Origin of the sequence: Streptomyces monashensis (genome assembly GCF_001866665.1) — a bacterium.
GTDB lineage: Bacteria > Actinomycetota > Actinomycetes > Streptomycetales > Streptomycetaceae > Streptomyces > Streptomyces monashensis.
Map to the genome: position 1 here is coordinate 80,324 of NZ_MLYO01000089.1, position 24,636 is coordinate 104,959.

17 protein-coding genes are annotated in these 24,636 nt (G+C 71.5%); 9 read left to right on the forward strand and 8 right to left on the reverse strand.

Annotation, left to right across the window (positions count from 1 at the left end; all coding sequences use genetic code 11):
• Positions 1–37: 37 nt before the first annotated feature.
• Genes BIV23_RS40460 through BIV23_RS40470 form a run of 3 tightly spaced genes read right to left on the reverse strand, consistent with a single transcriptional unit; the run spans position 38 to position 4,534 of the window.
• Positions 38–1,987 carry an ABC transporter permease/substrate-binding protein gene (locus BIV23_RS40460; RefSeq protein ID WP_071385996.1) on the reverse strand — a complete coding sequence of 650 codons (1,950 nt, stop codon included), beginning with the start codon at positions 1,985–1,987 and terminating at the stop codon, positions 38–40.
• Positions 1,977–3,509, reverse strand: coding sequence for a sugar ABC transporter ATP-binding protein (locus tag BIV23_RS40465; protein WP_071385997.1), 1,533 nt, complete (start codon positions 3,507–3,509; stop codon positions 1,977–1,979). The genes BIV23_RS40460 and BIV23_RS40465 overlap by 11 nt, the downstream gene beginning before the upstream one ends.
• Positions 3,506–4,534 (reverse strand): LacI family DNA-binding transcriptional regulator, encoded by a 1,029-nt coding sequence (locus BIV23_RS40470; RefSeq protein ID WP_071385998.1) that lies wholly within the window; start codon positions 4,532–4,534, stop codon positions 3,506–3,508. Before BIV23_RS40470 ends, BIV23_RS40465 begins: the two co-directional genes overlap by 4 nt.
• Before the next feature lie 539 nt (positions 4,535–5,073).
• On the opposite strand from BIV23_RS40470, the gene recD2 reads away from it, so the two are divergent.
• Both recD2 and BIV23_RS40480 read left to right on the forward strand, forming a co-directional pair.
• Positions 5,074–7,344 carry an SF1B family DNA helicase RecD2 gene (recD2, locus tag BIV23_RS40475; protein WP_071385999.1) on the forward strand — a complete coding sequence of 757 codons (2,271 nt, stop codon included), beginning with the start codon at positions 5,074–5,076 and terminating at the stop codon, positions 7,342–7,344.
• Positions 7,345–7,541: 197 nt separating this feature from the next.
• Positions 7,542–8,831, forward strand: a complete 1,290-nt coding sequence (locus tag BIV23_RS40480) for a citrate synthase (RefSeq protein WP_071386000.1) — start codon at positions 7,542–7,544, stop codon at positions 8,829–8,831.
• 675 nt (positions 8,832–9,506) lie between these two features.
• Here BIV23_RS40480 and BIV23_RS40485 read toward each other — a convergent pair.
• The 4 genes from BIV23_RS40485 to BIV23_RS40500 all read right to left on the reverse strand — a co-directional run bounded on the left by BIV23_RS40485 (position 9,507) and on the right by BIV23_RS40500 (position 13,948).
• Positions 9,507–11,828: a heavy metal translocating P-type ATPase gene (locus tag BIV23_RS40485; protein WP_071386001.1), complete on the reverse strand. Its 2,322-nt coding sequence runs from the start codon at positions 11,826–11,828 to the stop codon at positions 9,507–9,509.
• An 85-nt stretch (positions 11,829–11,913) separates the two neighbouring features.
• Positions 11,914–12,153: a heavy-metal-associated domain-containing protein gene (locus BIV23_RS40490; RefSeq protein ID WP_071386002.1), complete on the reverse strand. Its 240-nt coding sequence runs from the start codon at positions 12,151–12,153 to the stop codon at positions 11,914–11,916.
• A 93-nt stretch (positions 12,154–12,246) separates the two neighbouring features.
• Positions 12,247–13,197, reverse strand: a complete 951-nt coding sequence (locus BIV23_RS40495; RefSeq protein ID WP_071386003.1) for a PrsW family glutamic-type intramembrane protease — start codon at positions 13,195–13,197, stop codon at positions 12,247–12,249.
• Between the two features lie 40 nt (positions 13,198–13,237).
• Positions 13,238–13,948 (reverse strand): TetR/AcrR family transcriptional regulator, encoded by a 711-nt coding sequence (locus BIV23_RS40500; protein WP_071386004.1) that lies wholly within the window; start codon positions 13,946–13,948, stop codon positions 13,238–13,240.
• A gap of 161 nt (positions 13,949–14,109) precedes the next feature.
• Between BIV23_RS40500 and BIV23_RS40505 the strand changes: the two genes are divergently transcribed.
• Together BIV23_RS40505 and BIV23_RS40510 are read left to right on the forward strand one after the other, a co-directional pair.
• Positions 14,110–16,353 carry an MMPL family transporter gene (locus tag BIV23_RS40505; protein WP_071386005.1) on the forward strand — a complete coding sequence of 748 codons (2,244 nt, stop codon included), beginning with the start codon at positions 14,110–14,112 and terminating at the stop codon, positions 16,351–16,353.
• A 48-nt stretch (positions 16,354–16,401) separates the two neighbouring features.
• Positions 16,402–17,445, forward strand: coding sequence for a zinc-dependent alcohol dehydrogenase family protein (locus tag BIV23_RS40510; protein WP_071386006.1), 1,044 nt, complete (start codon positions 16,402–16,404; stop codon positions 17,443–17,445).
• Between the two features lie 117 nt (positions 17,446–17,562).
• Here the strand turns inward: BIV23_RS40510 and BIV23_RS40515 are convergent, their stop codons facing one another.
• Complete coding sequence (locus BIV23_RS40515) at positions 17,563–17,763, reverse strand: helix-turn-helix transcriptional regulator (protein WP_071372090.1); 201 nt, start codon at positions 17,761–17,763, stop codon at positions 17,563–17,565.
• A 519-nt stretch (positions 17,764–18,282) separates the two neighbouring features.
• Between BIV23_RS40515 and iolC the strand changes: the two genes are divergently transcribed.
• From iolC to mmsA, 5 genes are all read left to right on the forward strand, one after another.
• Entirely contained in the window at positions 18,283–19,233 is a 951-nt protein-coding gene (gene iolC, locus BIV23_RS40520; protein WP_071386007.1) for a 5-dehydro-2-deoxygluconokinase, read from the forward strand.
• Between the two features lie 188 nt (positions 19,234–19,421).
• Positions 19,422–20,282 (forward strand): Cgl0159 family (beta/alpha)8-fold protein, encoded by an 861-nt coding sequence (locus tag BIV23_RS40525; RefSeq protein ID WP_071386041.1) that lies wholly within the window; start codon positions 19,422–19,424, stop codon positions 20,280–20,282.
• A gap of 7 nt (positions 20,283–20,289) precedes the next feature.
• The gene (gene iolB, locus BIV23_RS40530) at positions 20,290–21,129 is read left to right on the forward strand and encodes a 5-deoxy-glucuronate isomerase (protein ID WP_071386008.1); all 840 of its coding nucleotides are present in this window, start codon (positions 20,290–20,292) and stop codon (positions 21,127–21,129) included.
• Positions 21,126–23,006, forward strand: a complete 1,881-nt coding sequence (iolD, locus tag BIV23_RS40535; RefSeq protein WP_071386009.1) for a 3D-(3,5/4)-trihydroxycyclohexane-1,2-dione acylhydrolase (decyclizing) — start codon at positions 21,126–21,128, stop codon at positions 23,004–23,006. The genes iolB and iolD overlap by 4 nt, the downstream gene beginning before the upstream one ends.
• A 15-nt stretch (positions 23,007–23,021) precedes the next feature.
• A complete protein-coding gene (gene mmsA / locus BIV23_RS40540; RefSeq protein ID WP_071386010.1) occupies positions 23,022–24,524 on the forward strand; it encodes a CoA-acylating methylmalonate-semialdehyde dehydrogenase in 1,503 nt (500 codons plus the stop codon).
• The last annotated feature ends 112 nt before the right edge of the window (positions 24,525–24,636 follow it).

Sequence of the window (24,636 nt, forward strand, 5' to 3'; positions counted from 1 at the left end):
AGTTGACTCCCCTGAGAGATGATCCGGGCGTCCGCCGTCAGCCGCTGAACCCGGCCACGTTGTCCTTCGTGACCACCTTCACCGGCACCTTCACCGTCGGCTCCACCTTCTTGCCCTGCACGGCCTTCAGCGCGTTGTCGACGGCGATCCTTCCCAACTGGCTCGGCTGCTGGGCGACCGAGGCGTACAGCGTGCCGTTCCGCACCGCCGTCAGCCCGTCCGGGGTGCCGTCGAAGCCGACCACCTGGACCGACTTCCCGGCCTTGGCGCCGAGGGCCTTGACGGCGCCGAGCGCCATCTCGTCGTTGGCGGCGATGACGCCCTGCACGTCCGGGTGGGCCTGGAGCAGGTTCGACATCACGTCGAGGCCCTTGGTGCGGTCGAAGTCGGCGGGCTGCTGGGCCAGCACCTGGATGCCGGGGTAGGCCTTCAGACCCTGGGCGAAACCGGCCGCGCGCTCGCGGGCCGCGGACGTACCCGCCTGGCCCTGGAGGATGACGATCTTCCCCTTGCCGCCGAGCTTCTCGGCGATCGTCCGCGCGGCCAGTTCGCCGCCGGCCACGTTGTCGGAGGCGACCAGGGCGTTCACGTCGGCCTTGTTGACGCCGCGGTCCACGGCGACGACGGGGATCCCCGCCTTGTCGGCGGCCTTCACCGAGTTGCCCGCCGCGTCCGAGTCCACCGGGTTGACGATGATCGCGCCGAGGCCCGAACTGGTGAAGTTCTGCAGCTGGTTGGCCTGCTGGGAGGCGTCGTTCTGGGCGTCGGTGACGGTCAGGTCCACGCCCAGCTTCTTCGCCTCGGCCTGGGCACCGGCCCGGATCTGGACGAAGAAGGGGTTGTTGAGGGTGGACAGCGACAGCCCCATGCGCGGGTTCCGGGCGTCGGACGAACCCGTGTGCAGGAAGGAGGTCGCGCCGACGATCGCCACGGTGACGACGACCGCGAGCGCGTACGTCGCCGCCTGCCTGCCCTTCCCGCCGCCGGGGCCGCCCGCCACCGGGCTCGCCCCGGCCTTGCGGCGCACGGTGTCCAGCAGCACCGCCAGCGCGATGACGACACCGATCACGACCTGCTGCCAGAACGCCGACACGGACAGCAGGTTGAGGCCGTTGCGCAGCACCGCGAGGATCAGCGCGCCGATCAGCGTGCCGGACGCCTTGCCGGTGCCACCCGCGAGCGAGGCACCGCCGATGACGACCGCGGCGATCGCGTCCAGCTCGTAGCCGTCGGCGGCCTGCGGCTGGGCCGAGGAGAGCCGGGAGGCCAGTACGACACCGGCGACGGCCGCGAACAGACCGGACAGCGCGTAGATCGCGAGCTTCTGCTGCGGCACCCGCAGACCGGAGAGCCGGGCCGCCTCCTCGTTGCCGCCGATGGCGTACATGGAGCGGCCGATGTACGTCCGCCCGAGGACCAGGGCCGCGATCAGCCCCATCACGACCATGACCAGCACGGGCACCGGCAGCCAGCCGCCGAGCGTGTCGCCGAGGTGCGAGACCGAGGCGGGGAAGGCGATCGGCGAGCCCTGCGAGATGACGAGGGCGAGGCCACGACCCACCGAGAGCATCGCCAGCGTCGCGATGAACGGCGGCAGCTTCCCGTAGGCGATGAGGAAACCGTTCACCAGCCCGGCCACGACACCCGTGCCGAGCCCGAGGACGACGGCGAGCGCCACGGGCACCCCGTGCTGCGTCGCGCTCCAGGCCAGCACGGTCGCCGACAGCGCGGCCACGGAGCCGACCGACAGGTCGATGCCGGCCGAGACGATCACGAACGTCACACCGAAGGCGAGGACCGCCGTCACGGCCGCCTGCACACCGATGTTGAGCAGGTTGTCCGTCGTCAGGAAGTCCCCGGACAGCGCCGACAGGGCGATGACCAGGACGATCAGCGCGGTGAGCGCGCCGTTGTCGAGGAGCAGCCGGCGCAGGCCGCCGGTGGCGCCACCCGCGCCCGTCGTGCTCTTGAGCGTGTCAGTGGCCACGGCTGGCCTCCTTGTCGGTGTCCTTGTCAGCGGTGGGAAGGGAGACGGCGAGCGCCATGACGGCGTCCTGCGTGGCGTCGGTGGCCCGCAGCTCGCCCGCGATCCGGCCCTGGGCCATGACCAGCACCCGGTCGCTCATGCCGAGCACCTCCGGCAGATCGCTGGAGATCATCAGTACGGCGGCCCCGGCCGCGGTCAGTTCGTTGATGAGCTGGTAGATCTCGACCTTGGCGCCGACGTCGATACCGCGCGTCGGCTCGTCGAGGATCAGCACCTTGGTGTCGGCCAGCAGCCACTTGCCGATGACGACCTTCTGCTGGTTGCCGCCGGACAGGGTCCGCACGTGCTGCCCGAGGCCCGCCATCCGCACGCCCAGCTGCCCGGCGATCCGCCCGGCGGCGTCGTGCTGGCCCTTGCGGTCGACGAATCCGCCCCGGGTGGCGGCCCGCATGGTGACGAGCCCGAGGTTCTCCTCGACCGAGGCGTCCAGCACGAGCCCCTGCCCCTTGCGGTCCTCGGGCACGAGCCCGATCCCGGCCGCCATGGCCGCGTTCACGTCGTGTCGCCTGAGCCGGTCGCCGCAGACCTTCACGGTCCCGTCGTCGTACGGATCGGCCCCGAACACGGCCCGTACCACCTCGGTCCGCCCGGCCCCGACGAGCCCGGCGATCCCGACGACCTCACCGGCGTGCACCTCGAAGCCGACGTCGTGGAACACCCCGTCCCGGGTGAGCCCCTCGACGGAGAGCAACGGCGCGCCGCGCTCGGCCCGCTGCCGCGGGTACTGCTGCTCGATCGACCGCCCGACCATGAGCCGTACCAGCTCGTCCTCCGGCGTGGCGGCGGGCACCTCCCCGACGCTCCTGCCGTCCCGGATGACGGTGACCCGGTCGCCCAGGGCGGCGATCTCCTCCAGGTGATGGGTGATGAAGACGATCCCGACGCCGTCCTCGCGCAGCGAGCGCACGATGCCGAAGAGCTTCTCGACCTCCTCCGAGGTGAGCACGGCCGTCGGCTCGTCCATGATGAGCACGCGCGCGTCCAGACTGAGCGCCTTGGCGATCTCGACCATCTGGAGCCGGGCGATGCCGAGTTCACGCACACGCGCGCGTGGCGAGACATCGACCCCCACGCGCGCGAGGAGGGCGTCGGCGTCCGCCTCCATCGTCTTCCGGTCGATCATCCCGAAGCGCCGGGGCTGGCGCCCGAGGAAGATGTTCTCGGCGACGGTGAGGTCGGGCACCAGGTTGAACTCCTGGTAGATGGTGGCGATGCCGAGCCGCTCGGCGTCCTGCGCACCGTGGATACGCGTCTCCCGGCCGTCGACGAGAATCCGTCCGCCGTCGGGCGTGTACGCCCCGGAGAGCATCTTGATCAGCGTGCTCTTGCCGGCGCCGTTCTCACCGAGCAGCACATGGACCTCGCCCCGGCGCAGGTCGAAGTCGACGCCGTCCAGCGCGACCACGCCGGGGAAGGTCTTGCGTATGCCCTCGATGCGCAGCAACTCGTCCGGGTCGCTCACGACGTGCTCCTGTTCGTCACGGGATTCTCTGCGGGGGGCTCACCGCACGAGCGGCGTACGACGAGCCGGGCGGAGAGGGCGACGGACGCGGCGGTCCGCCCCTCGATACGGTCGACGAGGGCCCGTACGGCGGCCCGTCCCAGCTCACCGGTCGGCTGGGCGATCGCGGTCACGGGCGGATCGGTGTGCACGAACCAGGGGATGTCGTCGAACGCGGCCAGCGCGATGTCGTCCGGCACGCGCAGCCCACGCGCGCGTACGGCATCGAGCGCACCGAGCGCCATGAGGTTGTCGGCCGCGAAGACGACCTCCGGCGGCTCGGGCAGGTCCAGGAACCCCTCGGTGACCCGCCGCCCGCTCTCGGCCTGGAAGTCGCCCTGGCCTATGTAGGCGTCGGGAAGCGGAAGCCCGTGCGCGGCGAGGGCGGCGCGGAATGCCTCGACCCGCTCACTGCCGGTCGTGGTGGCGGCGGGCCCGGCGATGATGGCGAGCCGCCGGTGCCCGAGCGCGTGCAGATGCGCCACGAGATCCCGTACGGCGTCCCGCCCGTCGGCCCGTACGACGGGCACGTCCACACCGGGGATCCACCGGTCCACGAACACCATGGGCGTCCCGGCCCGGACGGCGTCCAGCATGAGCGGGGACCCGCCGTCGGTGGGGGAGATGAGCAGTCCGTCGATCCGCCGGTCGAGCAGGTTCCGGACATGGTGGTCCTGGATCTCGGGCCGTTCGTCGGCGTTCCCGATGATCACGCTGTACCCGAGCGCCCGAGCCTCCTCCTCGACGGAGCGGGCCAGCTCGGTGAAGTAGGGGTTCAGCACGTCGCTGATGACGAGCCCGAGGGTGTGGGTCTGGTCGGTCCGCAGGGAGCGGGCGACGGCGTTCGGCCGATACCCCAGCGCCTCGACGGCGGCCAGCACGCGCGTGCGTGCGTCCGCACTGACCGACGGGTGCTCGTTCAGGACACGCGACACCGTGGCCACGGACACCCCGGCCGAGGCGGCGACATCCTTGATGCTCGCCAACGCCGGCTCACCTCCTCGTGAGACTCGTGGAACGGCCGACGTGTAATCGTTTCCACGTCGTGCCGCAGGAAGGATTGGAAACGATTACACGGGGCGAGGCAAGAGGTTGAAGGTTGACCGAAACCCAATCGTGACCGAGGCCCGACCGACGCCCGGCCGGAGCCCGTGGTCACCCTCGACGGCAGTGACCGGCAGCTCTGGGCGGTCCCCGGAAGGGAACCGGCCCTGGTTCCAGGCCCCTCGCCTCCGACTACCACGCCGAGTCCTGCAGCCACCGGGGAGCACCGGCCGGCCGGCCCGCGGGCCCGGCGCGGTACCGCGCCTCGCTGAGCCTCGACGGCGCCCGGTCCCGGGGCGGCGAACGCCTCACGTACGACGGCCTGTTCGACCGGATCAACCACTTCCTGGGCGAGGAGATCCGGGGGACCGGCCGGGTCGTCTCCGACGCCTGACGGCCCGGCCGGGGGCGGTGGCCGCGCGCCGCCGCCCCCCGGCCGGGAGCCGCCTCGGCTGTCAGCGGTCACCGGTACCGTCGGACCATGGCTCACCAGGCGGGGAATCAGACGACCGAGCGGCGGCTCGCCGTGCTCGAAGGCGTCCTGGAGCGGATCACGTACGCCAACGAGGAGAACGGCTACACGGTCGCCCGGGTCGACACCGGCAGAGGCGGCGGCGACCTCCTCACGGTCGTCGGCGCGCTGCTCGGCGCCCAGGTCGGGGAGTCGCTGCGGATGGAGGGCCGCTGGGGTTCGCACCCCCAGTACGGCAAACAGTTCCACGTCGAGAACTACACGACGGTCCTGCCCGCCACCGTCCAGGGCATCCGGCGCTACCTCGGGTCCGGCCTCGTCAAGGGGATCGGACCCGTCTTCGCCGACCGCATCACCCAGCACTTCGGACTCGACACGCTCCAGATCATCGAGGAGGAGCCGAAACGGCTCATCGAGGTCCCCGGGCTCGGTCCCAAGCGGACCAAGAAGATCGCCGACGCCTGGGAGGAGCAGAAGGCGATCAAGGAGGTCATGCTCTTCCTCCAGACCGTCGAGGTGTCCACCTCCATCGCCGTGCGGATCTACAAGAAGTACGGCGACGCGTCCATCTCCGTCGTCAGGAACCACCCCTACCGGCTCGCCGCCGACGTCTGGGGCATCGGCTTCCTGACCGCCGACAAGATCGCCCAGTCCGTCGGCATCCCGCACGACAGCCCGGAGCGGGTCAAGGCCGGCTTGCAGTACGCGCTGTCCCAGTCCGCCGACCAGGGCCACTGCTTCCTGCCGGAGGAGCGGCTGATCGCCGACGCGGTCAAGCTGCTCCAGGTCGACACCGGGCTGGTCATCGAGTGCCTCGCCGAGCTGGCCGAGCCGGGGGAGGAGGGCGAGGAGCCGGGCGTCGTACGGGAGAAGGTCCCGGGGCCCGAGGGGGACGCGGCCGAACCCGTCACGGCCGTCTACCTGGTCCCCTTCCACCGCGCCGAACTGTCCCTCGCCGCCCAGCTCCTGCGCCTGCTGCGCACCGGGCAGGACCGCATGCCGGGCTTCCAGGACGTCGACTGGGCCAAGGCCCTCGGCTGGCTGAAGGCGCGCACCGGCGCCGACCTCGCGCCCGAGCAGGAGGCCGCCGTCAAGCTCGCGCTCAGCGAGAAGGTCGCCGTGCTCACCGGCGGGCCCGGCTGCGGCAAGTCCTTCACCGTGCGCTCGATCGTGGAGCTGGCCCGGGCCAGGCGGGCCAAGGTGCTGCTCGCCGCGCCGACCGGGCGGGCCGCCAAGCGACTCGCCGAACTGACCGGCGCCGAGGCCTCCACCGTGCACCGGCTGCTGGAGCTCAAGCCCGGCGGGGACGCCGCCTACGACCGCGACCGGCCGCTGGACGCCGACCTCGTGGTGGTCGACGAGGCGTCCATGCTGGACCTGTTGCTCGCCAACAAGCTGGTCAAGGCCGTGCCCCCGGGCGCACACCTCCTCTTCGTCGGGGACGTCGACCAGCTGCCGAGCGTCGGCGCCGGCGAGGTGCTGCGCGACCTGCTCGCCGACGGCAGCCCGATCCCGGCCGTCCGCCTCACCCGGGTCTTCCGGCAGGCCCAGCAGTCCGGTGTCGTCACCAACGCGCACCGGATCAACGCCGGGCAGCATCCGCTCACCGACGGGCTGAAGGACTTCTTCCTCTTCGTCGAGGACGACACCGAGGAGGCCGGCCGGCTCACCGTGGACGTGGCGGCGCGACGGATTCCGGCCAAGTTCGGGCTCGACCCGCGGCGGGACGTGCAGGTGCTCGCGCCGATGCACCGGGGGCCGGCCGGCGCCGGGGCCCTCAACGGACTGCTCCAGCAGGCCATCACGCCCGGACGGCCCGACCTGGCCGAGAAGCGCTTCGGCGGCCGGGTCTTCCGCGTCGGGGACAAGGTCACCCAGATCAGGAACAATTACGAGAAGGGGGAGAACGGTGTCTTCAACGGCACCGTGGGCGTCGTCACCTCGCTCGATCCGGTCGACCAGAAGCTCACGGTGCTGACCGACGAGGACGAGGAGGTGCCGTACGAATTCGACGAACTGGACGAACTGGCACATGCGTACGCGGTGACCATTCACCGCTCGCAGGGGAGTGAATATCCCGCGGTGGTGATTCCGGTCACGACCGGAGCGTGGATGATGCTCCAGCGGAACCTCCTGTACACGGCGGTGACACGGGCCAAACGCCTCGTCGTCCTCGTCGGTTCACGCAAGGCGATCGGGCAGGCGGTGCGCACGGTCTCGGCCGGACGGCGGTGTACGGCCCTGGACTTCAGGCTCGGCGCGGGTCATCAGGAAAAATGATCGATCAAATGAGTCACGAAGGTCACAGAGCACTTCCAGATGCCGTTCAAAGGGGGCAGGATGGGCAAGTTGGCGGCACTGAGTGCCGCCGATGGGCCCAATGGTCGACCCCGAGTGCACTCTCCTGAGCCAAATGGGGGATGGTAGAGACAGTCAGGGCACCTCGAAGATGAGGCACTACGTCGGTGAGGGAAGACGTGAGCGACAACTCTGTAGTACTGCGGTACGGCGACGGCGAGTACACCTACCCGGTGGTCGACAGCACCGTCGGCGACAAGGGCTTCGACATCGGGAAGCTCCGCGCCCAGACCGGTCTGGTGACTCTGGACAGCGGATACGGCAACACGGCCGCCTACAAATCCGCTGTCACCTACCTCGACGGTGAGGCGGGCATCCTCCGCTACCGCGGCTACCCCATCGAGCAGCTGGCCGAGCGCTCCACCTTCCTCGAGGTGGCGTACCTGCTGATCAACGGCGAGCTGCCGACCGTCGACGAGCTGACGTCGTTCCAGAACGAGATCACGCGGCACACGCTGCTGCACGAGGACGTCAAGAACTTCTACAAGGGCTTCCCGCGGGACGCCCACCCGATGGCCATGCTGTCGTCGGTCGTCTCGGCGCTGTCCACCTTCTACCAGGACAGCCACAACCCGTTCGACGAGAAGCAGCGCAACCTCTCCACGATCCGGCTGCTCGCCAAGCTGCCGACGATCGCGGCGTACGCGTACAAGAAGTCGATCGGCCACCCGTTCGTCTACCCGCGCAACGACCTCAGCTACGTCGAGAACTTCCTGCGCATGACCTTCTCGGTCCCCGCGCAGGAGTACGACCTCGACCCGGTCGTCGTCGCCGCGCTGGACAAGCTGCTGATCCTGCACGCCGACCACGAGCAGAACTGCTCGACCTCCACGGTCCGCCTGGTCGGCTCCTCGCAGGCCAACATGTTCGCGTCGATCTCGGCCGGCATCAGCGCCCTGTGGGGCCCGCTGCACGGCGGTGCCAACCAGTCCGTGCTGGAGATGCTGGAGGACATCCAGGCGGGCGGCGGCGACGTCGACGCCTTCATCCGCAAGGTGAAGAACAAGGAGGACGGCGTCCGGCTGATGGGCTTCGGCCACCGGGTCTACAAGAGCTTCGACCCGCGCGCCAAGATCATCAAGGCCGCCGCGCACGACGTCCTCTCCGCCCTCGGCAAGTCCGACGAGCTGCTGGACATCGCGCTGAAGCTGGAGGAGCACGCGCTCTCCGACGACTACTTCGTCTCGCGCAACCTCTACCCGAACGTCGACTTCTACACCGGTCTGATCTACCGGGCCATGGGCTTCCCGACCGAGATGTTCACGGTCCTGTTCGCCCTCGGCCGCCTGCCGGGCTGGATCGCCCAGTGGACCGAAATGATCAAGGAGCCGGGCTCCCGCATCGGCCGCCCGCGCCAGATCTACACGGGCGTGGTCGAGCGCGACTTCGTGCCGGTCGAGGCCCGCTGACACCTGCCGGTGAGGGGCGTCGTTCGGGTGGCGCCCCTGGTTGGCCGCTTCTCTTCAGGGTGTCGGCCGACGGCGGCTGACGCGGTCGGGGAGTGCTGAGGCACTGAGTGTCAGGGTCTGCTTCGCGGGCCGGCCCTGAGACGGCCGTACGGCGGCCGTACAGACGAATAAGCGGAAGGCGCCCTGCGCCGGTCCCCCCACGGGCCGACGATCAGGGCGCCTTCCCATATCCCGGTGCGGATTCCCCCCACGGGATCCGGCCGGGCGCTCGGAGAGGACAGCGCCTGAATCGCTGTCTGGTGAGCAGAACGAGCAAAACTCGCCCCACTCCGGTGATGCGGTGCGATCTGCCGGGACAACGCACGCAGGGAGGGCCGCTCAAAGCTTCCCGGTGTACGTGCCCCGGCAACGCATCTCTGAGGCAGTCCCCCAAGACAACCCCAGATGCCGACTGACGCCCCCCAAGACGCCGAACCGACATCGCCAACTTAGACCTTCGAACCCCTTCGATGGTTACGTTCGCATCACTGTGATCTGCGTCTCTTGCATATGTCCCTTAGGTACGCAAGAGCCCCGATACGACGATCGGGACCCAAGCGTAAGGAAGATGCGCGAGCCTTGTGAAGAGCTTATGTGGTGCGCGCGTCCGACTCCAGAGGGTCTTCCACTTCGGTCTCAGCGGAATCGGCGCAGCCGCAGGCTGTTGGTCACCACGAACACCGAGGAGAAGGCCATCGCCGCGCCCGCGATCATCGGGTTCAGCAGTCCGGCGGCGGCCAGCGGCAGCGCGGCCACGTTGTAGCCGAAGGCCCACACCAGGTTCCCCTTGATCGTGGCCAGCGTCCGCCGGGACAGCCGTATCGCGTCCGCCGCCACGCGCAGATCCCCGCGCACCAGCGTCAGATCGCTCGCCTCGATCGCCGCGTCCGTGCCGGTGCCCATCGCCAGCCCCAGATCGGCGGTGGCCAGCGCGGCCGCGTCGTTGACGCCGTCGCCGACCATCGCCACCGCGCGACCCTCGTCCCGCAGCCGCCGCACGACGTCCACCTTGTCCTCGGGCAGCACCTCGGCGTACACGTGTGCCGGGTCGATGCCGACCGTCCGCGCGACCGCCTCGGCGACCGTCCGGTTGTCGCCGGTGAGCAGCACCGGCGTGAGTCCGAGGGCGCGCAGCTCGCGGACCGCCTCGGCGCTGGTCTCCTTGACCGTGTCGGCGACGGCGAGGACCCCGCGGGCCCGACCGTCCCAGCCGGCCACGACCGCCGTACGGCCCTGCTCCTCGGCCTCGCGGGCCGCCTGGACCAACGCGTGCGGAAGGACGTCGTACAGGCGCCCCACGGCCACCTCGCGGCCGTCCACGCGCCCGCGTACGCCTCGCCCGGGGGCGTTCTCGAAGTGCTCGACCTCCGGCAGGGCTCCGACTCGCTCCTCGGCCCCCGCGGCGACGGCGCGGGCGACCGGGTGCTCGGAGGCGTGCTCCAGGGCGCCGGCCAGCCGCAGCAGCTCCTTCTCGTCCTCGCCGTCGGCGACGTGGACCGCCTGGAGCGTCATCCGGCCGGTGGTGACCGTGCCCGTCTTGTCGAGGACGACCGTGTCGACGCGCCGGGTGGACTCCAGCACCTCGGGGCCCTTGATCAGGATGCCGAGCTGGGCGCCGCGGCCGGTGCCGACCATCAGCGCGGTCGGCGTGGCGAGGCCCAGCGCGCACGGGCAGGCGATGATCAGGACGGCGACGGCCGCGGTGAACGCGGCGACCGGGTCCCCGGTCAGGCCCAGCCAGACGCCGAACGTGGCGAGCGCGATGCCGATGACGACGGGCACGAAGACGGCGGAGACCCGGTCGGCGAGCCGCTGCACCTCGGCCTTGCCGTTCTGCGCGTCCTCCACCAGCTTCGCCATGCGCGCGAGCTGGGTGTCCGCGCCGACCCGGGCGGCCTCGACGACCAGCCGCCCGCCCGCGTTGACCGTGGCCCCGGCGACCCGGTCGCCCGGTCCCACGTCCACCGGCGCCGACTCGCCGGTCAGCATGGACGCGTCCACCGCGGAGACGCCCTCGATCACGGTGCCGTCGGTCGCGATCTTCTCACCGGGCCGTACGACGAACCGGTCGCCGACGGCCAGGGACGCCACGGGGATCCGGACCTCACGTCCGCCCGCCCGTCTCCCACCACCGCCCTCGACCGAGAGCCCTTCGGGCTCGCCCTCCTCGTATCGGAGTACCGCCACGTCCTTGGCGCCCAGCTCCATCAGCGCGTGCAGGGCCGCGCCCGCCCGGCGCTTGGAGCGGGCCTCCAGATAGCGGCCGAGCAGGATCAGCGCGACGACGCCGGAGGCGACCTCCAGGTAGATGGCCGAGGCGCCGTCCATGCGCGAGACCGTGAGGCGGAACTCGTCGTGCATGCCGGGCATGCCCGCGTCGCCGAAGAACAGTGCCCACAGCGACCAGCCGAAGGCCGCCAGCGTGCCGACCGAGACCAGGGTGTCCATGGTGGCGGCGCCGTGCCGGAGGTTGGTCCAGGCGGCCCGGTGGAAGGGCAGGCCGCCCCAGACGACGACGGGCGCGGCGAGCGTGAGCGAGAGCCACTGCCAGTTGTCGAACTGGAGGGCCGGGACCATCGCGAGCAGGACGACGGGCAGCGCGAGCAGCGCGGAGACCAGCAGCCGCTGCCGGAGCGCGCCGAGTTCGGCGTCGTGCGCGGGAGGCTGCTCCGCCGTCGTCTCGGGCTGCGGCGGGGCGGGTTCCTCGGCGGTGTAGCCGGTCTTCTCCACGGTGGCGATCAGGTCGGCGATCGCGACGCCCTCGCCGAAGGAGATCCTCGCCTTCTCGGTGGCGTAGTTGACGGTGGCGCTGACGCCGTCCATCCGGTTGAGATTCTTCTCCACGCGCGCGGCGCAGGAGGCGCAGGTCATTCCGCCGATGAGCAGTTCGACCTCGGCGGGCTCGGAGGGGACCCCGGCTATCGCCGGGGCCTTGTCTGCACTGGTGGTGCTGGTCATGCCCGGACTCCAGACATCGGACCGGACCGCGCGGAGCCAGTATCAGCTGGTCGGTACGGCCCGGTCGGGGAATTGAGGGTGTCGCTCAGGCGCGGCCGGCCAGCTCGAAGCCGGCTTCGTCCACGGCCGCGCGCACGGCCTCGTCGTCCGGCTCGGACGTGGAGACGACGGTCACCTCGCCGGTCGACGCCACGGCCTTCACCGAGGTGACACCGGGGATCTCGGAGACCTCGGCGGAGATGGCGCCTTCGCAGTGGCCGCAGCTCATGCCCGTCACCTTGTAGACGGTGGTGACGGAACCCGGGGTGTCGGTGTGGGTGGTCATGTCGTTACTCCTCGTCGAGGCGTAGGGGGCCAGTGGGGTCCGCGAGGGCCACCGGGGCCGCGGGGGAACCCCCATGCTCCTCAGACTATACCCCTAGGGGGTATTTCTCCAAGAGGTGTCCCGACGCGCCAGCGAGCGCACCCAGCCGACCCCGGCCAGTGCCACCAGGGCCAGCCCGCCGACCGAGAACAGGGTGAACAGGTGCTCCTGTGCGGCGTTCGGACGGGTGAGGTACGCGTGCGTGAAGAGCGGGCGGTTCGGATCGGCACCGGTCAGCCGGGCCGTCGCCCGGATCGCGATGCCGTGCGTCGAGTCCCACAGGATGTGCAGCAGGGAGGTGCCGAGGCAGGCGCCGACGGCCGGCGCGGTGCGGCGGAAGCGCCCGTCCGGGCGGCGCCAGGACAGCAGGGCGGCGCCCGCGATGGCGGTCCACAGGCCGTGCCCGAGAGGCGTGAGCACCCCGCGCAGCATCTCCGTCTCCAGCAGCGTGCGCAGGGTCACGCCCTCGGCGGAGGCGGCCGCGGCGAACGCGTACCCGGCGCTCTCCAGTGCCGCGAAGCCGAAGCCGACTGCCGCGCCGAGCACCAGCCCCGCGCGCGTGCCGCGGATACCGGGCTGGCCGCGCAGCGCGAACGCCAGCGCCCCGAGCTTGGCGGCCTCCTCGATCAGGGCGACGCCGAGGGACAGCCCGAAGGAGGGGTGCAGCAGGTACGACACCGTCAGCGAGGCGCCGAGTACCCCGAGCGCGCCGCCGGCCAGGAAGCAGCCGAGGATCGCGCTGACACCCAGGTCGCGGCCGTGCCGCTCGTACGCCCACAGCACGAAGACGACCGGCACCAGAAAGCTGCCGAGCAGGATCAGCGTCGGCAGCGGCGTGCTGTCCCGGGCCTCGTACGTCACCCACGCCGTCAGCGCCCACAGGGCGAGCCCACCGCCCAGACAGCGCCGCCACAGACCCGCACGGATGCGGGGGTACGGCGGCGGGGGCTGCTGCGGGCCGGGGATGCGGGCCCTGGGGGTGCCGGGCGGCGGGGAGTGGGTCACGGGAGTCCCCTCGACTGCTGCTGGGCGATCTCTCCGCACTCTAGGCAGATGTGCCGGGCGGCGCAGTCCGGGTGATTCCCGGCGTCACCCGGGCGGCGGACCCGGCGCGGCCCTGCCCGATCCGGTCGCCGACCAGCGGTTCCAGGTAGCGGGTGAGGACGTTCTTGATCTCCTGGACGTAGGCCGCGCGCTCGGGGCCCTCATGGGTGAGGACCAGCTCCAGGCCCGCTTTGTAGATGCCGAGGCAGACGTGCGCCGTGCGGGTGACGTCCGCCGGGGACGCGTCCGGCACGAGGGAGGCGAGCAGGCCTTCGACGCGGCCGATCAGCGAGGTGTGCAACTGGTCGTGCGCGTCGGTGATCCCGCCGGGCATGTCCGGGCCGTGCATCAGCGCGAAGAAGACCGGGTGGTCGGTGTTGAACGCGATGAACCGGTCGACGGCGGCCCCGACGGCCTCCTCCAGCGGGGTGGCGGGGTCGACCGGCGCCAGCGCCTCGCCGTAGGCGTCGCGCATCTCGTGCATGAGCCGGTCGCCCAGCTCGATCGCGATGGCCTCCTTGTTCGGGAAGAACTGGTAGAGCGTGCCCGGTGAGACCCCGGCCTCGCGTGCGATCGCGTTGGTGCTGGCGGCGGTGTAGCCGGTGGTGCAGAAGACCTGGGCGGCGGCTTCGAGAAGCTGGGCGATACGGCGCTCGCCACGAGCCTGCCGGCGGCGCGGCTGCTCCTTCTGCGTCTGCGGGTTGTCGGGCACGCGTTATCCCCAGATCTCCGAACGCGATTGACAAACGCGAGCGGCCACTCGCATTCTTGTGAAACGCGAGCGATCTCTCGTGTTTGCCAGTTTACGGGCAATGACCGACTCATGCTGCCTGCCTGCGCGCCCATGAGCCAAGGTGAAGGGGACACCGCACGATGACCGAAGTCAACAGCCCACCCCGGCCCGGCGGCTGGACCCGGTTCGTCACCGCCCGCCCCCGTCTGTCGCTGCTCGTGGCCCTGGTGCTCACCGCGCTCGCGGTGGTGGCCGGCGGCGGGGTCGCGGACCGCCTCGGCAGCGGCGGCTGGGAGGACCCGGCCGCCGAGTCGTCGTACGCGACCAAGGCCCTGGAGCGCGCGTTCCCCGACTCGCAGCCGAACCTGCTCCTGCTGGTCGACGCGGGCCACGCCTCCGTCGACGCCCCGGCCGTCGCCGCCCAGGCCCGTGACCTGACGCGCCGGCTCGCTGCGGAGAAGGGGGTGACCGGCGTCGGCTCCTACTGGCAGGCTGCTCCCGCGCAGGCCCCGGCCCTGCGCGCCGAGGACGGCCACGAGGCGCTGATCGCCGCCCGCATCACCGGCGACGAGAACGCGACGGCCAAGACCCTGGACCGGATAGCCCCGCACTACCGGGGCACGCACGGACCGGTGCGGGTGAAGCTCGGCGGCATCGTCGCGGTCCGCCAGGAGATGCAGACCACCATCAAGGCGGACCTGACCCGCGCCGAGCTGATCGCCCTGCCGATCACGCTGGTGCTGCTGGTCATGGTCTTCGGCAGCGCGGTCGCCGCCCTGCTGCCGCTCGGCATCGGCATCGTCGCCATCCTCGGCACCAACGCCGTCCTGCGCGGTCTGACGACGTTCACCGACGTATCGGTCTTCGCGCTCAACCTGACGACGGCCCTCGGCCTCGGCTTGGCCATCGACTACGCCCTCTTCATCGTCCGCCGCTACCGCGAGGAACTGTCCACGGGCGCCGACCCGTCGGCCGCGGTCGGCACGACGCTGCGCACGGCCGGGCGCACGGTGCTCTTCTCCGCCCTCACCGTCGCGGTCTCCCTCGCCGCCATGATGGTCTTCCCGCAGTACTTCCTGCGCTCCTTCGCCTACGCCGGCATCGCCGTGGTCCTGCTCGCCGCCGGCGCCGCCCTGATCCTGCTCCCGGCGGCGCTGGTCCTGCTCGGCCACCGGGTCAACTCCCTGGACCTGCGCCGCCTGTGGCGCCGCGACCGCGAGCCGAAGGCCGCCCAGGGCGCGGCCTGGGCGCGGACGGCAACCCTGGTGATGCGCCGCGCCCCGCTCTTCGCACTGGGCACGACCGTCCTGCTGGTCGTCCTCGGACTCCCCTTCCTGGGCGTGAAGTTCGGCACCGCCGACGACCGCCAGCTGCCCGCGGCCGCCGAGTCCCATGTGGTGCAGCAGCACCTCCGCGAGAGCTTCCCGGGCAGCCCCGGCGGCGGTGTGGAGATCCTCGCCGAGGGCAGGGCGGCCCCGGACCAGTACGCCGCCTACGAACAGCGGGTGGCCGCCCTGCCCGAGGTGGCCCGCGTCGACGGCCCGCTGGTCAAGGGCGACGCCGCCTACTTCACGGTGCAGCCCCGGGGCGAGGCCGTGGACGACCCGGCCCAGCGTCTGGTGGGCGACATACGGGCCCTGCACGCCCCCTTCGTCACGAAGGTGACCGGTACGGCGGCCGTCCTGGTCGACACCAAGCACGCGATAGCCGAGCGTCTGCCCTGGGCGGCCGGGTTCATCGCCGTCGTCACCCTGCTCCTGGTCTTCCTGCTGACGGGCAGCGTGCTGATACCGATCCAGGCGGTCGTCCTGAACGCGCTCAGCCTGACGGCGATGTTCGGCGCCGTGGTCTGGGTCTTCCAGGACGGCCATCTCTCCGGCCCTCTCGGCTTCACGAGCACCGGCTCCATCGAGACCACCCTGCCCGTGCTGATGTTCTGCGTGGCCTTCGGTCTCTCCATGGACTACGGCGTGTTCCTGCTGTCCCGCATCAAGGAGGAGTACGACCGCACGGGCGACCACGACGCGGCCGTACGGCACGGACTCCGGCGCACCGGTGGGCTGATCACCGCCGCGGCGGTCATCCTCGCCGTGGTGATGGTCGCCATCGGCACCTCCCGGGTGACGAACACCAAGATGCTCGGCCTGGGCATCGCCCTGGCCGTCCTGATGGACGCGATGGTGGTGCGCAGCCTGCTGGTCCCGGCGATCATGCGGCTGACCGGCAGGGCGACATGGTGGGCGCCGGCGTGGCTGCGGCGACTGCACGAACGGTTCGGACTGAGCGAGGGCGAGCCGAAGGCGCCCCTCCCGGGGCCCGGGGCGGTACCGGCCGGCGGCGCCGCCGCGGAGCACGACCGGCCCCGACGCATCGTCACCGGTTGAGACGACCGGGCTGTCTACTCTTCACGGAGGTTCCCGAAAGGACTGCCCATGCGAGCCGTCGTCTTCGAACGCCATGGCGCCCCCGCCGAGGTGCGCGAGCTGCCCGACCCCCGCCCGGCCCCCGACGGCGTGGTCGTCCGGGTCGAGGCCACCGGGCTGTGCCGCAGCGACTGGCACGGCTGGATGGGCCACGACCCCGACATCGAGCTGCCGCACGTGCCCGGGCACGAACTCGCCGGTGTCGTCGAGGCCGTCGGTTCCCGGGTGACCCGCCGGCGGCCCGGTGACCGGGTCACCGTGCCGTTCGTCTGCGCCTGCGGCACCTGCCCGGCCTGCGCGGCGGGCGACCAGCAGGTGTGCGAGCGGCAGACCCAGCCAGGCTTCCACCACTGGGGCTCCTTCGCTCAGTACGTGGCGCTGGACCACGCCGACGTCAACCTGGTCGCGATCCCGGACGACATGGCGTACGCCACCGCCGCCGCCCTCGGCTGCCGCTTCGCCACCGCGTTCCGCGCGGTGGTGCAGCAGGGCCGGGTGGCGGCGGGGGAGTGGGTTGCGGTGCACGGCTGCGGCGGGGTCGGGCTGTCCGCCGTGATGATCGCGGCGGCCTCGGGGGCGCGGGTGGTCGCCGTGGACGTGTCGCCGCAGGCACTGGACCTGGCGCGGAAGTTCGGTGCTGCGGTGTGCGTGGACGCCTCGCGCACCCCGGAGACGGCCGCGGCGATCCGCGACCTGACCGGCGGCGGCGCCCACCTCTCCCTCGACGCCCTCGGCTCCCCGGCCACCTGTGCGGCGTCCGTGAACGGCCTGCGCCGGCGCGGCCGTCACGTCCAGGTCGGCCTGCTGCCCTCGGCCGACGGCACCACGCCCGTCCCGCTGGCCCGCGCCGTGGCCCTGGAGCTCGAACTGCTGGGCAGTCACGGCATGGCCGCCCACGCCTATCCCGCGATGCTGGAGCTGGTCGGATCCGGGGTGCTGCGCCCGGACCTGCTGGTGACGCGCACCATCCTGCTCGACGCGGCTCCACAGGCCCTGGCCGAGATGGGTACGGCGCCGGGCGCGGGCGTGACGGTCATCGAGCCGTGGCGCTGACGGCCGCCCCCTCCCGGCCCAAGGCCACCGTGCCCGTCTCGCCCGCCGCGCGCACCTCCAACTGACCACGGCGCGGCCCCGGTTGTCCGGGGCCGCGGCTGACGGTCGTGGGCCGGGTCAGTCGAACCGGCGGCCGCGGTTGCGGGGGCGGGAGGCGACCCAGGCGCGGACCGTGTCCGCGTACCAGTAGGGCTTACCGCGCTCCACGTGGTCGGGCGGGGGCAGCAGCCCGTGCTTGCGGTAGGACCGGACGGTGTCGGGCTGCACACTGATGTGCGCCGCGATCTCCTTGTAGGACCAGAGCCTTCGGTCGGTCATGAGTTGCACCTCCCTGCGCACACCGCGGCGGCGGCCGGGAAGGCCGTCGGGGGAGCCGGGCGCTGCGCTGGCGATCACCAAGCCTGCGTCCGGTGAACGACACGGGGTGAGGAGCGGACAGTGCCTGTCGTCACGGTGTGACGCACAGCCGACCTGCACGCGACACATGTGACACAAGACGGGTGTTTGTGACAGAACCGCCGCAAGGGGGTCCTTCGCGTGGTGCCCTGTCTCCGGGCACAGCGACACCGTGTCGGAGTCGGTGCCGTCGAGCAAGTGCCGTCAGGACCGCACGCCCCAGGAATCGGGCGCCGATCCGATCCGGATGCGGGACAGTGAGGGGCAGGGTGACAGCGACGTCATGGGCGTCAGCGTGCAGGCGGATAGAAAGCGGTGTCAAGAGCTGGTCCGTATGTCTGGACAAAACATTGACAGGATGGGCCCAGGAGGCTAGAAATCCGGGAAGAGCCGCGACGCGCCGGGAAAGAGCCGGGGATGAGCTGTGACGAAGGGAAGTCGATGGCGTACGACCTGATCACCATGGGGCGGATCGGAGTGGACCTCTACCCGCTCCAGACCGGTGTCCCGCTCGCCCAGGTGTCGTCCTTCGGCAAGTTCCTCGGCGGCTCGGCGACGAACGTCGCGGTCGCCGCGGCCCGGCTCGGCCGGAGCACCGCCGTGATCACCCGTACCGGTGACGACCCGTTCGGCGCCTATCTGCACGAGGCGCTGCGCGGTTTCGGCGTCGACGACCGCTGGGTCACCCCGGTTCCGCACCTGCCGACCCCGGTCACCTTCTGCGAGGTCTTCCCGCCGGACGACTTCCCGCTCTACTTCTACCGGCAGCCCAAGGCGCCCGACCTGGAGATCGACGCCCACGACCTGGACCTCGACGCCATCCGCGACGCCCGGATCTTCTGGGTCACCGGTACCGGCCTGAGCGAGGAACCGAGCCGTACGGCGACCCTCGCGGCGCTCGCCCACCGGGCGAAGTCCGGCACGACGGTGTTCGACCTCGACTGGCGCCCGATGTTCTGGAGCCACCCCGACGAGGCCCGCTCCTTCTACGCCGAGGCGCTGAGACACACGACCGTCGCCGTCGGCAACCTGGACGAGGTGGAGGTCGCGACGGGCGTGCGCGAGCCGCATGCGGCCGCCCGCGCGCTCCTCGCGGCCGGGGTCGAGATCGCCGTCGTCAAGCAGGGACCCAAGGGTGTCCTCGCGGTCGGCGCGAACGGCGACTCGGCCGAGGTGCCGCCGCTTCCGGTCACCGTCCTCAACGGACTCGGCGCCGGGGACGCGTTCGGCGGTTCCCTCTGCCACGGGCTCCTCGCGGGCCGGGACCTGGAGACGATCATGCGGCACGCCAACGCGGCCGGTGCCATCGTCGCCTCCCGGCTGGAGTGCTCCTCCGCGATGCCCACCCCGGACGAGGTGGCCGCCGCGCTCGACGCCGGAGCGGTGCTGTGAGGGCCGGCCGCGTCGCGGGCACCCACACCGAGGGCGGATCCGGCACCGCCCCCGAGGCCACCCCGACCGCGCACACCGCCGCCCCCGAGGCCCCCGCGGGCGCGGGGGTCGAGGGCGCCGCCGCCTCCCGTCCCGAAGGCGCCGGCGGCTTCCGACGCTCCCGTGTCGACCTCGCCGAACTCGTCCGGATCCGTACCCACCACCCCGAGGCGATCGCCGAGGCGGCTGTCCGCCGGGCCCGCAGGCCGTTGCTGAACGAGGACGGCCGGCTGATGATCGTCGCCGCCGACCACCCCGCCCGGGGCGCGCTCGGGGTCGGGGACCGCAAGCTCGCCATGGCCAACCGCGCCGACCTGCTGGAGCGGCTGTGCCTGGCGCTGAGCCGGCCCGGCGTCGACGGCGTCCTCGCCACCGCCGACATCCTGGACGACCTGCTGCTGCTCGGCGTCCTCGACCACAAGGTGGTCATGGGCTCGATGAACCGGGGCGGTCTGCAGGGGGCCCGATTCGAGCTGGACGACCGCTTCACCGGGCACCGTCCCGAGGACATCCAGCGGCTCGGCTTCGACGCGGGCAAGCTGCTGCTGCGCATCGACTACGACGATCCCGGTTCGCTCACCACCCTGGAGTCCACGGCCAGGGTCATCGACGACATGGCCGCGCGCCGACTGCCCGTCTTCGTGGAGCCGTTCATCAGCCGCCGCACCCCCGAGGGGAAGCTGAGGAACGACCTGTCCGCCGAGGCCGTCACCCGGTCCATCGCCATCGCCTCCGGCCTCGGCGGCTCCTCCGCCTACACCTGGCTGAAGGTGCCGGTCACCGACGACCCCGACGACATGGCCCGGGTCATGGAGACCTCGACCCTGCCCGCCGTCCTTCTCGGCGGCGACATCGGCGACTCGCCCGAGAGCCAGACCGCCGCCTACGAGAAGTGGCGCGGCGCGCTGCAACTCCCCACCGTGCGCGGCCTGGTGGTCGGCCGCTCACTGCTGTACCCGGCGGACGGCGACGTGGCCGCCGCCGTGGACACCGCCGTAGGACTGCTGTGAGGACCGCATGACCAGCACCGACCTGCATCTGCCCGAGGGTGCGACCGCGAACGACCGGTACGTGGTCGACATCGACCCCGCGTCGGCCGGCTGGACGCACAGCAGTCTGCGGGTGGTCGCGCTGTCGCCGGGCGGTACGCATGTGTTCACCGCCGGGGACAGCGAGTGGATCGTGCTTCCGCTGCAAGGCGGATGTACCGTACAAATTGAGACTGCGTCAAGCGAGCAGTACGAGTTCCAACTCCTGGGCCGGGACAGCGTGTTCGCGAAGGCTTCCGACTTCGCGTACGTTCCCCGGGACGCCCGGGTCCAGATCGCCTCCGGCGCGGGAGGCCGCTTCGCCCTGGCAGGAGCGAAGTGCGAGCGACGACTCCCCGCCCGCTACGGCCCCGCGCCGGAGGTCCCCGTCGAGCAGCGCGGCAGCGGCAACTGCGCCCGTCAGGTGCGGGGCTTCGCCGCAGCCGACTCCTTCGACTGCGACAGGCTGATCGCCGTCGAGGTGATCACGCCGGGCGGCAACTGGTCCTCGTACCCGCCGCACAAGCACGACGAGCACCGGCCGGGCGAGGAGTCCGCGCTGGAGGAGATCTACTACTTCGAGATCGACGGCCCGAACGGCCTGGGCTACCAGCGCGTGTTCCCCTCGCGTGAGGGCGGCTCCGACGTCCTCGCCGAGGTCCGTTCCGGCGACGCCGTCCTCGTCCCCGACGGCTGGCACGGCCCGTCGATCGCCCAGCCCGGCCATGACATGTACTACCTGAACGTCATGGCGGGCCCGGGCGCGACGCGGGAGTGGCGGATCTGCTTCCACCCCGATCACGTAGAGAGCACAGGGGGGTACCGATGAGCACGACCCGGCTGACCGTCGCCCAGGCGCTGGTCCGCTTCCTCGCCGCGCAGTACACCGAGCGCGACGGCGAGCGGCGCCGGCTGATCGGCGCGACCTGGGGCATCTTCGGGCACGGCAACGTCGCCGGGATCGGCCAGGCGCTGATCGAGTACCGCGACGTCATGCCCTACCACCAGGGCCGCAACGAGCAGTCCATGGTGCACGCGGCGGTCGGTTACGCCCGTCAGTCGAACCGGCTGTCCGCGCACGCGGTGACGACGTCGATCGGCCCCGGTGCCACCAACCTGGTCACCGGCGCCGCCCTCGCCACCGTCAACCACCTGCCGGTCCTCCTGCTGCCCGGCGACGTCTTCGCCACCCGCCCCGCCGACCCGGTCCTCCAGCAGCTGGAGGTGCCGTACGCGGGCGACGTATCGGTCAACGACACGCTGCGCCCGGTGTCGAAGTACTTCGACCGCATCACCCGTCCGGAAGCCCTGATCCCGTCCGCGCTGCAGGCCATGCGGGTGCTCACCGACCCGGTGGACACCGGCGCGGTCACCCTCGCCCTGCCGCAGGACGTGCAGGCCGAGGGCTACGACTGGCCCGAGGAGTTCTTCGCCGAGCGCGTGTGGACCGTACGCCGGCCGGGCGCGGACCCGGTCGAACTGACCGAGGCCGTCCAGGCGATCCGCGCGGCGCGCCGGCCCCTCGTCGTCGCGGGCGGCGGCGTCCACCACAGCCGCGCCGAGGAGGCCCTCGCGGAGTTCGCGTCGGCCACCGGTATACCGGTCGCCTCCACCCAGGCCGGCAAGGGGTCGCTGCGCCACGACCACCCGCAGGACGTGGGCGGGGTCGGCCACACCGGCACCGCGACCGCCGACGAACTGGCCCGCACCGCCGACCTGGTGATCGGCGTCGGCACCCGGTACACCGACTTCACCACCGCCTCCGGCACCCTCTTCGCGCACCCGGACGTCCGTTTCCTGAACCTCAACATCGCGCCCTACGACGGCCACAAGCTCGCCGCGCTGCCGCTGATCGCGGACGCCCGCAGCGGCCTGGGCGAGCTGACCGAGGCCCTCCAGGTGCACGGCTACCGCGTCCAGGACTCCTACGTCACCGAGTACACCGAGGACAAGGAGCGCTGGGAGCAGCGCGTCGACGCCTGCTTCGAGGCCGACGAGATCGACGTACGGCCGACGCAGCCGCAGGTCATCGGGGCGCTGGACGCCTTGGTGGACGAGTCGGACGTGATCATCAACGCGGCCGGCTCGCTCCCGGGCGACCTGCACAAGCTGTGGCGGGCACGCTCGTACGACCAGTACCACCTGGAGTACGGCTACTCCTGCATGGGCTACGAGATCCCGGCCGCGATCGGCGTGAAGCTCGCGGCGCCGGAGCGCACCGTGTGGGCGCTGGTCGGCGACGGCACGTACCTGATGATGCCGACGGAGATCGTGACCGCCGTGCAGGAGGGCATCGCGATCAAGATCCTGCTGGTGCAGAACCACGGGTACGCCTCCATCGGCGGGCTGTCGGAGTCGGTGGGCGGCGAGCGGTTCGGCACCGCCTACCGGTTCCCGACCGAGGAGGGGACGTTCGCGGGCGCCCCGCTGCCCGTCGATCTCGCCGCCAACGCGGCCAGCCTGGGCATGCGGGTGCTGCGCGCGAAGACCGTCGAGGACCTGCGCGCGGCGCTCGCCGAGGCGCGGGCCGCCGACACTCCCACATGTGTCTACGTCGAGACCGAAACGGCCGACACTGTGTCGGGCGCGCCTCCGGCGCAGGCCTGGTGGGATGTTCCTGTGGCCGAGACCGCGACCCGACCGTCGGCGGTCAAGGCCCGTGAGCTGTACGACCGGCACGTCTCGACCCGACGCCGCCATCTGTAAAAGGAGTTTCTGGGCATGACGAAGATCGTCAACCACTGGATCGGCGGCAAGACCGCCGAAGGCGCGTCGGGCACGTACGGGCCGGTCACCGACCCCGCGACCGGCGCGGTCACCACGAAGGTCGCGTTCGCGTCGGTCGACGAGGTGGACGCCGCCGTAGCGGCTGCGAAGGAAGCCTTCACGACGTGGGGCCAGTCCTCGCTGGCCAGGCGCACGGAGATCCTGTTCCGCTTCCGCGCGCTGCTGGACGCCAACCGGGACGCGATCGCGGAGCTGATCACCGCCGAGCACGGCAAGGTGCACTCCGACGCGCTCGGCGAGGTCGCGCGCGGTCTGGAGATCGTGGACCTGGCCTGCGGGATCAACGTGCAGCTGAAGGGCGAGCTGTCGACGCAGGTCGCCAGCCGGGTGGACGTCTCCTCGATCCGGCAGCCGCTGGGCGTGGTCGCGGGCATCACGCCGTTCAACTTCCCGGCGATGGTCCCGATGTGGATGTTCCCGATCGCCATCGCGTGCGGCAACACCTTCGTGCTGAAGCCGAGCGAGAAGGACCCGTCGGCCTCGGTCAAGCTCGCCGAGCTGCTGGCCGAGGCCGGCCTGCCCGACGGCGTCTTCAACGTCGTGCACGGTGACAAGGTGGCCGTGGACCGCCTGCTGGAGCACCCGGACGTCAAGGCGGTGTCCTTCGTCGGCTCGACCCCGATCGCCCGTTACATCCACACCACCGCCTCGGCCAACGGCAAGCGCGTACAGGCGCTGGGCGGCGCGAAGAACCACATGCTGGTCCTGCCGGACGCCGACCTCGACGCCGCCGCCGACGCCGCCGTCTCGGCCGCCTACGGATCGGCGGGCGAGCGCTGCATGGCGATCTCGGCCGTCGTCGCGGTCGGCGCGATCGGTGACACGCTGGTGGAGAAGATCCGTGAGCGCGCCGAGAAGATCAAGATCGGCCCGGGCAACGACCCGACGTCCGAGATGGGCCCGCTGATCACCGCCGCCCACCGCGACAAGGTGGCCTCCTACGTCTCGGGTGCGGCCGCTGAGGGCGCCGAGGTGGTCCTGGACGGCAGCGGCTACACCGTCGAGGGCTTCGAGGACGGCCACTGGATCGGCCTCTCGCTGCTGGACCGGGTGCCGACGTCGGCGAAGGCCTACCAGGACGAGATCTTCGGCCCGGTGCTGTGCGTGCTGCGCGCCGAGACGTACGAGGAGGGCCTGGCCCTCATCAACGCCTCGCCGTTCGGCAACGGCACGGCGATCTTCACCCGGGACGGCGGCGCGGCCCGCCGCTTCCAGCTGGAGGTCGAGGCCGGCATGGTCGGCGTGAACGTCCCGATCCCGGTCCCCGTCGGTTATCACTCCTTCGGCGGCTGGAAGGACTCCCTCTTCGGCGACCACCACATCTACGGCAACGACGGCACGCACTTCTACACCCGAGGCAAGGTCGTCACCACCCGCTGGCCCGACCCGGCCGACGCCCCGGCGGGCGTGGATCTGGGCTTCCCGCGCAACCACTGAGCGCCCGACAGGGCCGTCCGTATAGCGGACGGCCCTGTTTTTTTGTGCCCGGACACTGCGATTCTCGTACCGGTGCAAGTGCCCGCCTATAGGGACCGTTACTGCGAGAACC